Annotated in this window: 14 protein-coding genes; 9 read left to right on the forward strand and 5 right to left on the reverse strand. The window is 71.2% G+C overall.

The features are described 5' to 3' along the window. Window positions 1-826: 826 nt before the first annotated feature. The gene (locus BJY18_RS09575; RefSeq protein WP_184779541.1) at window positions 827-1510 is read left to right on the forward strand and encodes a DUF998 domain-containing protein; all 684 of its coding nucleotides are present in this window, start codon (window positions 827-829) and stop codon (window positions 1508-1510) included. Here BJY18_RS09575 and BJY18_RS09580 read toward each other — a convergent pair. Further along, the gene (locus BJY18_RS09580) at window positions 1464-2465 is read right to left on the reverse strand and encodes an SDR family NAD(P)-dependent oxidoreductase (protein ID WP_184779543.1); all 1002 of its coding nucleotides are present in this window, start codon (window positions 2463-2465) and stop codon (window positions 1464-1466) included. The genes BJY18_RS09575 and BJY18_RS09580 overlap by 47 nt on opposite strands. Window positions 2466-2690: 225 nt before the next feature. On the opposite strand from BJY18_RS09580, the gene fabG reads away from it, so the two are divergent. The 7 genes from fabG to BJY18_RS09615 all read left to right on the forward strand — a co-directional run bounded on the left by fabG (window position 2691) and on the right by BJY18_RS09615 (window position 9017). After that, on the forward strand, window positions 2691-3452 hold the full coding sequence (gene fabG / locus BJY18_RS09585; protein WP_184779545.1) for a 3-oxoacyl-ACP reductase FabG: 762 nt from the start codon (window positions 2691-2693) through the stop codon (window positions 3450-3452). A 5-nt stretch (window positions 3453-3457) separates the two neighbouring features. Continuing rightward, window positions 3458-3910 (forward strand): MaoC family dehydratase, encoded by a 453-nt coding sequence (locus BJY18_RS09590; RefSeq protein WP_184779548.1) that lies wholly within the window; start codon window positions 3458-3460, stop codon window positions 3908-3910. A gap of 97 nt (window positions 3911-4007) precedes the next feature. Beyond that, on the forward strand, window positions 4008-5033 hold the full coding sequence (locus BJY18_RS09595) for a phosphotransferase family protein (protein ID WP_184779550.1): 1026 nt from the start codon (window positions 4008-4010) through the stop codon (window positions 5031-5033). Beyond that, window positions 5033-6256 (forward strand): acyl-CoA dehydrogenase family protein, encoded by a 1224-nt coding sequence (locus tag BJY18_RS09600; RefSeq protein ID WP_184779552.1) that lies wholly within the window; start codon window positions 5033-5035, stop codon window positions 6254-6256. Before BJY18_RS09595 ends, BJY18_RS09600 begins: the two co-directional genes overlap by 1 nt. Next, complete coding sequence (locus tag BJY18_RS09605) at window positions 6253-7437, forward strand: acyl-CoA dehydrogenase family protein (RefSeq protein ID WP_184779554.1); 1185 nt, start codon at window positions 6253-6255, stop codon at window positions 7435-7437. Before BJY18_RS09600 ends, BJY18_RS09605 begins: the two co-directional genes overlap by 4 nt. Continuing rightward, complete coding sequence (locus BJY18_RS09610; RefSeq protein ID WP_184779556.1) at window positions 7434-8525, forward strand: acyl-CoA dehydrogenase family protein; 1092 nt, start codon at window positions 7434-7436, stop codon at window positions 8523-8525. The genes BJY18_RS09605 and BJY18_RS09610 overlap by 4 nt, the downstream gene beginning before the upstream one ends. Before the next feature lie 75 nt (window positions 8526-8600). After that, window positions 8601-9017: a nuclear transport factor 2 family protein gene (locus BJY18_RS09615; protein WP_184779558.1), complete on the forward strand. Its 417-nt coding sequence runs from the start codon at window positions 8601-8603 to the stop codon at window positions 9015-9017. Between the two features lie 6 nt (window positions 9018-9023). Here the strand turns inward: BJY18_RS09615 and BJY18_RS09620 are convergent, their stop codons facing one another. The 3 genes from BJY18_RS09620 to BJY18_RS09630 all read right to left on the reverse strand — a co-directional run bounded on the left by BJY18_RS09620 (window position 9024) and on the right by BJY18_RS09630 (window position 11298). Continuing rightward, window positions 9024-9419 (reverse strand): ester cyclase, encoded by a 396-nt coding sequence (locus BJY18_RS09620; RefSeq protein WP_184779560.1) that lies wholly within the window; start codon window positions 9417-9419, stop codon window positions 9024-9026. A 57-nt stretch (window positions 9420-9476) separates the two neighbouring features. Beyond that, entirely contained in the window at window positions 9477-10451 is a 975-nt protein-coding gene (locus BJY18_RS09625; protein WP_184779562.1) for a phosphotriesterase family protein, read from the reverse strand. Window positions 10452-10518: 67 nt separating this feature from the next. Then, the gene (locus BJY18_RS09630) at window positions 10519-11298 is read right to left on the reverse strand and encodes an SDR family NAD(P)-dependent oxidoreductase (RefSeq protein ID WP_312873800.1); all 780 of its coding nucleotides are present in this window, start codon (window positions 11296-11298) and stop codon (window positions 10519-10521) included. A gap of 119 nt (window positions 11299-11417) precedes the next feature. Here BJY18_RS09630 and BJY18_RS09635 point away from each other — a divergent pair, with 119 nt between their 5' ends. Then, the gene (locus BJY18_RS09635) at window positions 11418-12638 is read left to right on the forward strand and encodes a PucR family transcriptional regulator (protein WP_184779564.1); all 1221 of its coding nucleotides are present in this window, start codon (window positions 11418-11420) and stop codon (window positions 12636-12638) included. Window positions 12639-12654: 16 nt separating this feature from the next. Here BJY18_RS09635 and BJY18_RS09640 read toward each other — a convergent pair whose 3' ends face one another. Next, on the reverse strand, window positions 12655-13977 hold the full coding sequence (locus BJY18_RS09640) for an MFS transporter (RefSeq protein ID WP_184779566.1): 1323 nt from the start codon (window positions 13975-13977) through the stop codon (window positions 12655-12657). Window positions 13978-14043 lie beyond the last annotated feature (66 nt).

A 14043-nucleotide genomic window follows, 5' to 3' on the forward strand; every position in this document is an offset into this window, starting at 1 on the left:
CCGAATCCCCCTGCGAATCGGGGGAACCCGCGCAGCGGCGGCGCTTCGGCGGCGGTGCCGGAGCGCGTTCGGCTACACTGGTTCTGCGAGGAAAGGCACAGCGCGGCGCGACGTCGCGCAGCAAGGGAGTGAACGCACCACATGACCGGCAAGAACATCTGCGTGTGCGGACATTCCGAAGAAGTGCATCAGCACTTCCGGCCGGGCCGGGACTGCGGTAGCTGCGGTGCGGAAAAGTGCCCGCGATTCAGGCGGGACACCCAGGCGAGCCGGCGGACGGGCACCGGAAACGGGATTCCGGAACCGGACGACGGCCGGCAGTGACCTGATCAGGCGCGTGGTCTTCGCGCGACTCTGCCGAGTTCCACGGCTACCCGTCGCTCAATTCTGACCGGGGGGACGAGGATGGTCTGCCACATGAGAAGTCCGAACGGGTCGTCGGGGGATCTTCCGTCAATGGTGCGTGAAGCAGAGAATCACAGGCCGCGCAGGCCTTGTCAATGATTCGATCATCGATTGCCCGACTATGGTCTATACCTTGCCCGCCGGGTCTTGCCAACCGTCATCGCCGTCCTCCATACTTTGTTGTTGGCCACAACGAATCTCGCCGGCTCCCGGCCGCGGACCCCGGACGGCTCCTTCGCGTCCACTGTGGACCTGGTGCTGCCTGTCGATCCAACCCGGCGCCGGTGACCCCCGGGTATACGCCTGATGAAAGCCGTGCGGCGACGGGCTGCCGGTTCGTCGTCCACCGCCCCGGGCCCGGCCACGACAGCCGGCGGATCCGTTCACTCCGGACATATGCCGCACCTGGGAGACTGGCGGGATGACCACTGTGGCCGGGGACCGCCGTCCCGCTCTGTTCGCCTTCGCCGGGGTCGCCGCGCTCGCCGGGGGTGCCGCGCTGGTCCTGCTGCTGCAGCTGATCCCGCCGACCGACGAGATCAGCGTGCTGCGGCGGACGATCAGCGAATACGGCCTCTCGGCGAACAAATGGGTGTTCGATCTCGCGGTGGCCCTGGTCGCGGCCGGGTCCGCGGTCACGCTGGCAGTGCTGTGGCTGCAGCGGCGGCTGCCGTGGATCGCGGCCGTGTTCGGTGCGCTGTGGACGATCGGGCTGCTGGTGGTCGTCGCCTTCCCGAAGACCGACTGGACCAGCGTCACCGCGTCCGGCACGGGCGGCACTCTGCACCGGATCGCCAGCATCGTGGCCTTCGTGTGCCTTCCGCTGGCCGTGCTCACCGCGGCCCGCGCGGTGTTTCCCGATTCCCCGCGCCGGCGCTTCGCCGCCCGCCTGTTCGCCGTGCTTTCCCTGGCCTGGTTCGCGGTACTGCTCGGCGCCGTCGCGGTCGCGGCGCTCACCGATCAGCGCTGGTGGGTGCTCATCCCGCTCGGGCTCGTCGAGCGCGGCCTGGCGCTGACCGAACTGGTCGCGCTCGCCGCCCTCGCCTTGCCCTCCCGGGTCACTGCACCGACCAGCCCCCGTCCGACGGCAGGATCGCCCCGTTGAGGTTCACGCCGTCGTCACTCAGCAGGAACGTGATCGACGCGGCGAGCTGCTCCGGCGTCGCGATCGGCGGCATGAGCCGGTGGAACGGCTGGAGCCGCTCGTAGCCGGAGCCATCCGGCCGGAAGTCGCCCGCGATCCCGGTCGCCACCCCGCCGGGAGCGACCGCGTTGAATCGGAGCCCGCGCGGTCCGTACATGAACGCGCAGCTCCGGGTGATCCCGACGACCGCGTGTTTCGAGGCGGTGTAGGCGACTCCGGCCGCCGAGCCGCGCAACGCCGCCTCGGACGCCACGTTCACCACCGACCCGCGACCGGCCTCGAGCATCGCCGGCACCACCGCCCGGGTCAGCCGCAGGGTCGCGTCCACGTTCACCGCGAAGATCCGCCGCCACATCTCGTCGCTGACCTCGTGTGCCGGGGAGAAGTCGTCGGAGATGCCCGCGACGTTGGCCAGCCCGTCCACCTGGTCGCCGGCCGCCTCCGCGATCCGTTCGGCGGCGCCGGGATCGGTGAGGTCCACCGGCACCGGTTCCGCGCCGGTCCGCTCGGCGAGCGCGGCGAGCCCGTCCGCCGCGAGGTCGACCGCGACGACCCGGCCGCCCTCCCGCGCGATCCGCGCCGCGGTGGCCCGGCCGATCCCGGACGCCGCCCCGGTCACCACGACCGTCCGGCCGGTGAAGCGGTCCGCGACGATCCGTTCGCGCCATCCCGCCACCATGTCCTCGTCCGGCACCCGCCCGCCGTTGACCTGCCGCACGAGGCGGTCCACCACTTCCGCGGGCAGCCGGCCCCCGCTCAGCTCGGCCAGCTGCCGCAGCGGTAGCCCGCGGGCCGGATCGAGCACCTGGATACCGGCCCCGTTCTCCGCCAGCAGCTCACGCAGCAGGACGCCACCCTCGGGATGGTCGAGCCAGTCCCCCACCGTGCTGTTCGCGGTCAGCGGGATGGCAGGCATGGGCACGCTCCTCCTGACGTCGAGGCTGTGTCCGGCAGCCTACTCCGTTGTTAAATCACCTGCCTGATACAACGCCGCACTCGCGCGCCCACCGTACTAAGCGTACGCTTAGCCGCCGGCGGCTGTACCGCACGGCGAGGCGGTACTGTCCGGCCAGGACGGCTTTCCCCGAAGTCCCCGACGAAGTTTCTCGATCACAAGTTCTCGACGATGAGGAGACCCACCGTGAGCGATTCCCCTTCCCGCGTGGCCATCGTGACCGGGGCCGGCCGTGGCATCGGTGCCGCGGTCGCCCGCCGTCTCGCCGCCGACGGGTTCGCCGTCGGGCTGCTGGACCTCGACGAGGCGGGAGTACGCCAGGGTGCCGAGGCGATCGTCGCCGAGGGCGGGCGCGCGGTGGGTGTGCCACTCGACGTGAGCGACGCCGAGCAGGTGGACGCCGCCGTGACCCGGGTGGCCGAGGAACTCGGCGCCCCGACCGTGCTGGTGAACAACGCCGGCATCACGCGGGACAACCTGCTGTTCAAGATGACCGAGCAGGACTGGGACTCGGTGCTGACGGTGCACCTGCGCGGCTCGTTCCTGATGACCCGCGCGGTGCAGAAGTACCAGACCGAGCAGAAGTGGGGCCGGATCGTCAACCTGTCCAGCACCTCGGCGCTGGGCAACCGCGGGCAGGTCAACTACTCCGCGGCCAAGGCGGGCATGCAGGGCTTCACCAAGACGCTGGCCATCGAGCTCGGCAAGTTCGGCGTCACCGCGAACGCGATCGCGCCCGGGTTCATCGCCACCGACATGACCGCGGCCACCGCGCAGCGGCTCGGCGTGGACTTCGAGGACTTCAAGAAGGCCTCGGCGGCGCAGATCCCGGTGCAGCGCGTGGGTACCCCGGACGACATCGCGAACGTGGCGTCCTTCCTCGTCAGCGAGGGCGCGGGCTTCGTGTCCGGACAGGTCATCTACGTGGCCGGCGGACCGAAGGACTGACCGCGATGCGCACGTTCTCCGATCTCGCCGACCTCGCCGCCGCGGTCGGCGAGCACCTCGGCGAAAGCGAATGGCACCCGATCACCCAGGAGCAGGTGCAGCGGTTCGCCGACGCGACCGGTGACCACCAGTGGATCCATCTCGACGCGGAGCGGGCCGCGAACGGCCCGTTCGGCACCACGATCGCGCACGGTTTCCTCACCCTGTCGCTGATCCCGATGTTCGGCCCGGAGATCTACCGGGTCGAGGGCCTGACGATGGGCGTCAACTACGGCCTCAACAAGGTGCGCTTCCCGCAGCCGGTGAAGGTCGGCGCCCGGGTCCGCGGCGGCGCCGACCTGATCGAGGTCACCGACGTGCCCGGTGGCAAGCAGGCCGTGGTGCGCTGGACGATCGAGATCGAGGGCGAGGCCAAACCGGCCTGCGTGGCCGAAATGGTCTCCCGGATGATCGCCTGACCCTTCACCCTCTCGCGAGTGGCTGCGCCGGTTCCGACCGGCGCAGCCACTCCCCAGCAGTCGGTACTGTGCTGCGGAACTGCCCGAAGGAGGCCCGATGACCCGCACCGACCCACCCGGACTCGACTTGGCCCGGCTGCGTGCCCACCTGGACCGCGAGCGGCCCGGACTGGTCACCGGCGAGCTCACCGCGGAAGTGATCCAGGGCGGCCGGTCCAACCTCACCTACGTGGTGAGCGACGGCACCGGGCAGTGGGTGGTGCGCCGTCCGCCGCTCGGGCACGTCCTGCCCACCGCGCACGACATGGGCCGCGAGTTCCGCGTCCTCAGCGGACTGGCCGGCACCCCGGTCCCGGTGCCCCGGACGGTCCTGCTGTGCAGCGAACCGGACGTGCTCGGCGCGCAGTTCTACGTGATGGAGTTCGTCGAGGGCACGCCGTACCGTTCGGCCGAGGAGCTGACCGAGGTCGGGCCGGCGCGCACCCGGGCGATCGCGGACGCGCTCGTGGACACCCTCGTCGACCTGCACGCGGTGGAGCCCGAAGCCGTCGGGCTCGGCGATTTCGGGCGGCCGGAAGGATTCCTGGAGCGGCAGCTGCGGCGGTGGAAGAAGCAGCTCGACGGTTCGCGCAGCCGCGACCTGCCCGGGGCCGACGAGCTGCACGACCGGCTGGCCGCGAAGCTGCCCGCCTCCGGTCGTCCGTCCATTGTGCACGGTGACTACCGGCTGGACAACGTGCTGGTGGACGACAGGGACCGGATCAGCGCGGTGCTCGACTGGGAGATGTCCACCCTCGGCGACCCACTCACCGACGTGGCGCTGCTCGTCGCCTACGCCGAACGCGACAAGGTGTCGCTGCAGATGGTGTCCAACGCCAGCTCCGCGCCCGGGTATCCGAGCGCCGACGAGGTGGTCGCCCGCTACGCCGAGCGTTCCGGGCGCGACGTGTCCGCGCTCAACTGGTACGTGAGCTTCGCGTTCTTCAAGCTCGCCGTGATCCTGGAAGGGATCTACTACCGGCACAGCAAGGGCCAGACCGTCGGTGCGGGTTTCGAGGGCATCGGCGACGGCGTCGCCCGCCTGATCTCGCACGGCAACGAGACGCTCAAAGAGGAGAGGTAATGGACTTCGCGTTCGACGAGAGGACCGAACAGCTGCGCGGGCAGCTGCTCGAGTTCATGGATTCACACGTCTACCCCGCCGAACCCGTTTTCCAGCGGCAGCTCGCCGAGCGCACCGACCCGTGGGCACCGCCGCCGATCGTCGACGAGCTGAAGGCCCAGGCCCGGGAGCGGGGCCTCTGGAACTTCTTCCTGCCCGGCGAGCAGGGTGCCGGGTTGACGAACCTCCAGTACGCGCCGCTGGCCGAGATCACCGGCCGCAGCCCGCATCTGGCGCCGTCGGTGGTCAACTGTGCTGCCCCGGACACCGGGAACATGGAAGTCCTGCACATGTTCGGCAGCGAGGCGCAGCGCAAGCAGTGGCTGCAGCCGTTGCTGGACGGGCAGATCCGCTCCGCGTTCGCGATGACCGAACCGGACGTGGCCTCCTCCGACGCGCGCAACATCGCCACCCGGATCCGCCGCGAGGGCGACGAGTACGTGATCACCGGCCGCAAATGGTACATCTCCGGCGCGATGAACCCGAACTGCGCGATCTTCATCGTGATGGGCAAGACCGATCCCGAGGCCGCGCCGCACCGGCAGCAGAGCATGATCCTGGTCCCCCGCGACGCCCCCGGGCTCACCGTCGAACGCGGGATGCACGTGTTCGGCTACACCGACGGCGACCACGGCGGTCACGCCGAGGTCGTGTTCGACGAGGTCCGGGTCCCCGCGGAGAACCTGATCGCCGAGGAGGGCTCCGGGTTCGCGATCGCGCAGGCGCGGCTGGGGCCGGGCCGGATCCACCACTGCATGCGGGCGATCGGCATGGCCGAGCGGGCACTGGAGCTGATGTGCCGGCGCACGCTCTCGCGGGAGACGTTCGGGCGGCCGATCGCCGACGCGGGCGTGGTGCAGGACTGGATCGCCGAATCGCGGGTGCGGATCGAGCAGCAGCGGCTGCTCGTGCTCAAGACCGCGTGGCTGATGGACACCGTGGGCAACCAGGGCGCGCACACCGAGATCCAGGCGATCAAGATCTCCACCCCGCTGGCCGTCGAGTGGATTCTGGACAAGGCGATCCAGGCACACGGTGCCGGTGGTGTGAGCCAGGACTTCCCGCTCGCCGAGCTGTGGGCGGGCGTGCGCACGCTGCGGCTGGCCGACGGCCCGGACGAGGTGCACAAGCGCTCGCTGGCGCGCCGTGAGCTGAAGAAGTACCGGGCGGAGGCGGGCCGGTGACCGTGACCGCCGGGGATCTGCGCGGGCAGGTCGCGGACTTCCTCGCCACGCACGATCCGAAAACCCTGCCGCGGTTGGAGTTCCTGCGGGCGCGGTTCGACGCCGGACTCGCCTGGGTGCACTTCCCCGGCGGGCTGGGCGGGCAGGACGCGCCGCGCGCCCTGCAGGCCGCCGTCGACGCCGCGTTCGCCGAGGCCGGTGCCCCCGACAACGATCCACGCCGGATCGGGATCGGTCTCGGCATGGCCGCGCCGACCATCCTCGCGTTCGGCACCGACGAGCAGCGCCGCCGCTACCTTCGTCCACTGTGGACCGGTGAGGAGGTGTGGTGCCAGTTGTTCAGCGAACCCGGCGCGGGCTCCGACCTGGCCGCGCTGGCCACCCGCGCGGTGCGTGACGGCGACGACTGGGTGGTGACCGGCCAGAAGGTCTGGACCTCCAGCGCGCACCTGGCGCAGTGGGCCATCCTGGTCACCCGCACCGATCCGGACGTGCCGAAGCACCAGGGCATGACGTACTTCCTGTGTGACATGACCGCACCCGGGGTCGAGGTCCGGCCGCTGCGCCAGATCACCGGGGAGGCCGAGTTCAACGAGGTGTTCCTGACCGAGGTGCGGATTCCGGACACCCAGCGGATCGGCGCGGTCGGCGAGGGCTGGAAGGTCGCGCAGACCACGCTGATGAACGAACGCGTGGCCATCGGCGGCGTGGCACTTCCGCGCGAGGGCGGAATGCTCGGCGTGCTCACGAAAACCTGGCGGGAACGGCCGGAGCTGCGCACGCCGGAACTGCGGGACCGGCTGGTGCGGCTGTGGGTGGAGGGCGAATCGCTGCGGCTGGCCGGCGACCGGCTGCGCCAGCAGCTCACCGCGGGCGCGCCCGGGCCGGAAGGTTCGGCGATGAAGGTGGCATTTGCCGAGCTGAACCAGAAGCTGAGCGGGCTGGAGCTCGAACTACTCGGCGAGGAAGGCCTGCGCTACGACGAGTGGGCAATGCGCCGTCCCGAACAGGTCGACTTCCTCGGCCGCGAGGCCGGCTACCGGTACCTGCGCGCCAAGGGGAACTCGATCGAGGGCGGAACGTCGGAGGTACTGCGGAACATCATCTCCGAACGCGTGCTGGGGCTGCCGTCCGAGCCGCGGGTGGACAAGGACGTCGCCTGGAAGGACCTGCCGCGATGAGCTCGCCGAACCTGGTGTACTCGGACGTCGAAGAGGATCTGCGCGCGTCCGTGCGCTCGCTGCTGGCCGACCGGGCCGGGCCCGCCGAGGTGCTGGGGCGGACCGAAACCGCCGACCCCTACGACCGGAACCTGTGGCACACGCTGGCCGCCGACCTCGGCGCGGCCGGGTTGATGGTGCCCGAAGCCCACGGCGGCCACGGTGCTTCGGCCCGGGAAACAGCGGTCGTGCTGGAGGAACTGGGCCGCAGCGTGGCCCCGGTGCCGTTCCTCGGCAGCGCGGTGCTGGCCACGTCGGCGTTGTTGGGCACCGGCGACGAACTCCTGCCGCGCCTGGCGTCCGGCGAGCTGACCGGCGCGCTGGCGGTACCGCTGTCCACCGCCCCCGGCTCGCCGTTCCCGGCGACCGTCCGCGCGGACGGCACCCTGACCGGCGAAGTACGCACGGTGGCCGACGCCTCCGTGGCCGAGGTGTTCGTGGTTCCCGCGACGTCCGCGGACGGCCCGGGCCTGTATGCCGTGGACGCCGCGGAAACGACCGTGGCCGAAGTGGTTTCGCTGGACCTGACCCGCCGCATCGCCGACGTGACCTTCTCCGGCGCCACCGCCCGGCCGATCGTGCGGGGCGCCGCCGCGGAGTCCGCTGTGGACAGTGCACTCACGACAGCGGCCGGTCTGCTGGCCTCGGAACAGACCGGCCTGACGGAATGGGCGCTGACCGAGACGGTGACGTACCTGAAGGGCCGCTACCAGTTCGGCCGTCCGGTCGGCGGGTTCCAGTCGCTGAAGCACCGGCTGGCCACCTTGTACACCGAGCTGGTCGGCGCCCGCGCCGCCGCCCGGTACGCCGCGGACGCCCTCGCCGGCGGCTACGACGTCCCGATCGCGGTGGCCGTGGCCCAGGCCAGGGTGAGCCCGATCGCGGTGCACGCCACCGAGGAAGCCATCCAGCTGCACGGCGGAATCGGGATGACCTGGGAGCACCCCGCGCACCTGTACCTGAAACGCGCGAAGAGCGACGAGCTGGCTTTCGGCACGCCCGGCCGGCACCGCGCGCGGCTGGCGGACCTGGTGGAGCTGCCGGCCTGAGTGGAACCGGATTTTCCCGCCTCGTACGGCGGGTCGGGAGAATCCGGCCGATTCCCCGACGACGAAAGGACACCGATGTCCTTCACCCTCGAAGACCGCTGGGCCATCACCGACCTGCTCTCGATGCACGGCCATCTCGTCGACGACGGGCACCTCGACCGCTTCGAGGACCTGTTCACCGCGGACGTCGTCTACGACCTCACCGGGTTCGGGCAGGAGCCGCTGCGCGGGGTGGCGGCGCTGCGCGCGGCCGGCTGGGCACTGGGCGCGGACAATCCGGTCGCCCATCACGTCACCAACATCGTCGTCACCGCGGAGACGGACGACCGGGCGCGGGCCCGCTCCAAGGGCCTCGGGATCGGAGCCGACGGCACCTGCGCTTCGGTGTCCTATGACGACGTCGTCGTGCGCACCCCGGACGGCTGGCGGATCAGCCACCGCACGCTGACGCCGCGCCGCACTCCCCTGGGCGGGCTGACCGGCCCGGGCTGAGCGGCGCTACGCGGGGGACGGCGGATCGAGAACGGACCAGTGCTCGACGAACCGGCCATCGCGCACCCGGACGAAGTCCATCACGGGGAATTCGACGTGGTGGCCCGACGGGGGTGTCCCCAGCCACTCCCCGACGTGGCGTCCCCGGTAGATCTTGTGCGTGGCCACGACGTCGTCGGAAGCCACGCAGTGCACGATCTCGACCTCGAGGCCGGCGAACGCGGTGTGCAGCGCCCGCGTGACGTCGGCGACGCCGCTGCGGTCGTCCGGCCTGCCCTTCTTGGCCGACCGGTTCCGGAAATCCGGATGCACGAACTCCTCGATCAGCGCGACCTGCCCACCCTCGTGCACCTGCTCGACGAAAGCACGCATCCGCGCGACGTTGTCCGCTTCCACACCCATTCCGTGTGCCTCCTGTCATGGCCGAACCTCGCGAACGTACCGTCCGGTCGATTTCGGTCAGTGCGCGGCGGCGGGCGCGAGGAACTTCCGGGGATTGTCGACCAGCATCGTCGTGAGGTCGTCCTCGCTGACGCCCCGCGCTCGCAACGCGGGCAGCACCTCGTTCGTGATGTGCAGGAAGTGCCAGTTCGGCAGCAGAGTCTCGCGCAGCGGCTGGTCCATCCAGTCCAGGTAGCACGCGGCGTCGTGCGAGAGCACCATGCTGCCCGCGTAGCCGCGTTCGCACAGCGTCGCCACCGTCGCCACGCGCTCCTCGAACGGCAGGTACGAATCGAGGCCGAACCGGTCCATGCCGAGCAGCGAACCGCGGTCGGCGATCTCGGTCAGGTAGCCCAGGTCGGTGGTGTCGCCGCAGTGCCCGATCAGCACCCGCCGCAGGTCGACCCCCTCGGCCGCGAACACGTCCTGCTGGTCCAGTCCACGCCGGGTACCCGCGTGTGTGTGCGTCATGATCGGCGCACCGGTCCGCCGGTGCGCCTCGGCCACCGCGAGCAGCACCCGTTCGACGCCCGGGGCCAGCCCCGGCTCGTCGGTGGCGCACTTGAGCACCCCGGCCTTCACCCCGGTGCCGGCGATACCCTCGGTCAGGTCCCCGACGAACATCTCGACCAGCGGTTCCGGCCCGCCCAGCGGCGTGCCGGGTCCGCGCAGCTGCAGGTAGTGCGGCAGGTCGCGATAGGTGTAGAGACCGGTGGCGACCACGATCTGCAGGTCCGTCGCGGCCGCGACGGCCTGCACCCGCGGCACGTACCGGCCCAGGCCGATCACCGTGGGATCGACGATCGTGTCGATTCCGGCGGCCTTGAGCGCACGCAGGGTGGCGATCGCCTCCGGCACGTGCACGGACTCGTCGAACCCGTCGTGCTCCGGGTAGTTCGCCACGAATTCCGGGCTCAGCACGAAGATGTGCTCGTGCATCAGCACCCGGCCCAGTGCCTCGGGCGCCACCGCGCCGCGGACCGTCTCGACCATCGGCCACCCCTTCCGTGCGGACCCTCATCGTGGCGCTCCCCGGCCCGTGGCGCACGGTGACCGGCCGCTACCCGGTTTTCGCGCTCAGCCCGCCGTCCACCGGCAGACAGGCGCCGTTGATGTAGGCCGCCTCGTCCGAGGCGAGGAACACCGCCGCGTGGGCGACGTCCCAGGGACTGCCCATCCGCCCGGTCGGGCTGGCCTCGTCGCGGGCGGCCCGCGCGCCCGGGTCCCGGTCCAGCTGACGGCCGACCAGCGGGGTGTCGATCAGGCCGGGCAGTACGGCGTTGACCCGGACGCCGTGGCGGGCATGCGTCAGGGCGAGCGACACGGTCAGCTGGTTGACCGCCGCCTTCGCGGCCATGTAGGCGGGATACTCGTAGCCGGTGTGCCGGATGCTCGCCAGCGAGGAGACGTTCACGATCGCGCCGCGGCCGGCCGCGAGCATGTGCGGCAGGGTGTGCTTGCACGCCAGAAAGACGCCGGTGAGGTTCACCGCGACCGCCGCGTCCCACTCCGCCACCGACAGCCCGGTCAGCGAGCCGGTGACCGCCGCGCCGACGTTGTTGTGCAGCACCGCCGGCACGCCCAGCGTGGACACCACGGACGCGACCGCGTCCGCCACGTCGTCCTCCTCGGTCACGTCCGCGGTCAGCGGTACGGCCGTGCCGCCTTCCTCGGTGATCAGCCGGGTAGTCTCCTCCGCGCTCTCCTTCACCAGGTCCACCGCGGCGACGGTGGCACCGGCACGGGCGTAGGCGAGCGCTGCCGCGCGGCCGTTGCTGAGTTCCGCCCCGCTCGAACCGGCCCCGAACACCACGGCGATCCGGTCGTCCAGACGCGCCACGATCCCTCCTTCCCACGGCCCCCCGCTCCAGGATCACCGGGGCACGGACGCGCCGGAACCACCCGGCGTCCTACATTCGGGAGGCGTCGTTCCACGTTCTGTCGAAGAAGGAGTCCCGCATGACCGATCGCGGCCGGGTGGGCGGCGACGCACTGCAGACGCTCGTGGACGATCTCGCCGACGAGCTGCGGCGCTCGGTGGCGATCAACGATCCGCTCGTGCGCGTGCTCTGCACCAGCCGGCATTTCGGCGACGAGGACGACGTACGGATCCGCGCGGTGCTGCAGCACGACGCCGGCCCGGACGTCAGCGGCTTCATCCTCGGCCAGGGCGTGGCGCAGTGGCCACGGCCGGGGACGCTGACGGGCGATACCGGACTGGGCATGAGCCCGCGGTTCTGCGTACCGCTGCGTGAACGGGGCGAACTGCTCGGGCTGCTCATGGTCATCGACGCGGACCGTTCGCTGGCCGCACCGGAGATCGCGCGGATCGAGCAGGTGTCGAAGACCGCCACGGCCCTGCTGCACGGATCGCGGATCGCTGCCGACGACCTCCGGGCCGGCCGCGAACGCACGCTCCTGCGGCTGCTCGGCCCCGAACCGGACGCCCGGCGGGACGCGCTGGCCGCGGGTATCGCCGGAGGCTGGCTGACCGACGCGGCGCAGGTGGCGGTGACCGTGGTGGAGGCCAGACCACGAGCCAGCACGCCCGAGGAGACCGAAGCGGCGCTGCGCAGCGTGCTGGAATCGGCGGCGAGGCGGCGGCCGAGGCGCCTGCTCCCGCTCGTCGACCGCACGCGTGGCGTGCTGGTGCACGCGGAGGCCCGCTTCGACCCGGCCGAGGTCGCGCGAGAAGCACAGCGGATGACCACCGGTCTCGGACAGCTCCTCGGCGAACCGGACGCCGTCGTCGCCGGGCTCGGCGAGCCGGTCGCCGGGCTCGCCGAAGCCTGGCAGTCCTGTTCGCAGGCCGTCGCGGCGGCGAAAGGCGCGCGCCTGCTGCCCTCCCTCGGCCCCATCGCGAAGTGGGCCGAACTCGGTGCGTACGCGATCCTGCTGCGGATCCCGGAGTCAGCCCTGCTGCCCACGCTCGTACCGGAACCGGTGAGCCGGTTGCTGGGCGATTCCCGTGGCGCCCGCCTTGCCGGGACGCTGCGCACCTTCCTCGACCTCGGCGGTTCGATCCCCCGCACGGCCGAGGCCCTGCACCTGCACCGCACCTCGCTGTACTACCGGCTCGACCGGATCCGCGAGATCACCGGCCTCGACCTCGACGACGGACGCAACCGGCTGCTGCTGCACACCGGACTGCTCGTCGCGGACCTGATCACCCCCGGCTGAGCAGGCCGGCCCCGGGTCAGGACGCCGCGGGCACCTGGTCCTCGCCGAGCCCGTCGGCGAAGTCGTGGTCACGGGTTTCCGGCAGTCCGAGAATGCACAGCAGGCTGACCACGCCGAGCACGATCAGCAGCAGCGACACCGGCACCGACGATCCCGTGGAGGCGTGCAGGTCGGTGGAGATCAGCGGCACCACCCCGCCGCCGACGATGCCCGAAACGCTGTAGGCGATCGACGCCCCGGAGTAGCGGTAGCGCACCCGGAACAGCTCCGGCAGGAAGGCCCCCATGGGCCCGTACAGCATCGCGAAGCACAGCAGTCCGCCGATGAACCCGACGGTCAGCAGCAGCGGATTCTTCGTCTGCATCAACGCGAACAGCGGGAAGGCCCACACCACCACCGACACCGCGGCAGCCGCGCTGAGCCGGCGCCGCCCCCACTTGTCCGACTTCATCGCGAACACCAGCGTGGCCACGCCCATCACCGCGGCGGCGACGAGCAGGCTCACCAGCACCGTGGTGCGCGGAATGCCGAGCGAGGAGGTCGCCAGCGACAGGCAGAACGTGGTGACGGTGTAGAACAACGCGTGCGCGAGCACGAAAGACAGCGTCGAGAGCAGCAGCACCCGCGGCTGCTTGCGGACGAGTTCGAACAGCGGGACCCGGGCCTGTTCGGCCTTGTCCAGCGCGGCCTGGAACACCGGCGTCTCGGCGATCCGGATCCGGATGTAGAAGCCGACCACGAGCAGCACCGCGGAGAACAGGAACGGCAGCCGCCAGCCCCATGCCTGGAATTCCGCGGCGGGCAGCACCGCGCCGAGCACCAGGAACAGCGTGTTGCCCAGCACGAACCCGATCGCGGGGCCCAGCTGCGGGAACGCCGAGTACAGCCCACGCTGCCCCGGCGGCGCGTACTCGGTGGACATCAGCACCGCGCCACCCCATTCGCCGCCGAGCCCGACGCCCTGCACGAAGCGCAGCACGGTCAGCAGCACCGGCGACCAGATGCCGATCGCGGCGTAGTCCGGCACCGCACCGACCGCGACCGTGGACAGCCCCATCACCAGCAGGGAAACGATCAGCATCGACTTGCGGCCGAGCCGGTCGCCCCAGTGCCCGAACAGCACCGCGCCGACCGGACGCGCGATGAAGCCGACCGCGAACGTGCCGAGCGAGGCGAGCACCCCGGCGGTCGAGGAGAAGGTGGGGAAGAAGACCTTCCCGAACACCAGCGCCGCCGCGGTCCCGTAGATGTAGAAGTCGTAGAACTCGATCGCGGTGCCGATGAAGCTCGCGACGGCGATCCGCGATCGCGGCACCTCGGCCCGGACGGGGGTGGTCATGCCGGCTCCCGGTCTGTTCGTGTCCGTCCCGCCACGGCGGCGGGCGCCCGCGGCGGGAGCGGGGCT

Source organism: Amycolatopsis jiangsuensis (assembly GCF_014204865.1).
Classification (GTDB): domain Bacteria; phylum Actinomycetota; class Actinomycetes; order Mycobacteriales; family Pseudonocardiaceae; genus Amycolatopsis; species Amycolatopsis jiangsuensis.

Excerpts from the sequence above, each read along its gene's own strand:
- BJY18_RS09575 (WP_184779541.1), top strand. The coding sequence starts at position 827 with ATGACCACTGTGGCCGGGGACCGCCGTCCCGCTCTGTTCGCCTTCGCC.
- BJY18_RS09580 (WP_184779543.1), bottom strand. The coding sequence starts at position 2,465 with ATGCCTGCCATCCCGCTGACCGCGAACAGCACGGTGGGGGACTGGCTC.
- BJY18_RS09590 (WP_184779548.1), top strand. The coding sequence starts at position 3,458 with ATGCGCACGTTCTCCGATCTCGCCGACCTCGCCGCCGCGGTCGGCGAG.
- BJY18_RS09595 (WP_184779550.1), top strand. The coding sequence starts at position 4,008 with ATGACCCGCACCGACCCACCCGGACTCGACTTGGCCCGGCTGCGTGCC.
- BJY18_RS09600 (WP_184779552.1), top strand. The coding sequence starts at position 5,033 with ATGGACTTCGCGTTCGACGAGAGGACCGAACAGCTGCGCGGGCAGCTG.
- BJY18_RS09610 (WP_184779556.1), top strand. The coding sequence starts at position 7,434 with ATGAGCTCGCCGAACCTGGTGTACTCGGACGTCGAAGAGGATCTGCGC.
- BJY18_RS09615 (WP_184779558.1), top strand. The coding sequence starts at position 8,601 with ATGTCCTTCACCCTCGAAGACCGCTGGGCCATCACCGACCTGCTCTCG.
- BJY18_RS09620 (WP_184779560.1), bottom strand. The coding sequence starts at position 9,419 with ATGGGTGTGGAAGCGGACAACGTCGCGCGGATGCGTGCTTTCGTCGAG.
- BJY18_RS09625 (WP_184779562.1), bottom strand. The coding sequence starts at position 10,451 with ATGGTCGAGACGGTCCGCGGCGCGGTGGCGCCCGAGGCACTGGGCCGG.
- BJY18_RS09635 (WP_184779564.1), top strand. The coding sequence starts at position 11,418 with ATGACCGATCGCGGCCGGGTGGGCGGCGACGCACTGCAGACGCTCGTG.
- BJY18_RS09640 (WP_184779566.1), bottom strand. The coding sequence starts at position 13,977 with ATGACCACCCCCGTCCGGGCCGAGGTGCCGCGATCGCGGATCGCCGTC.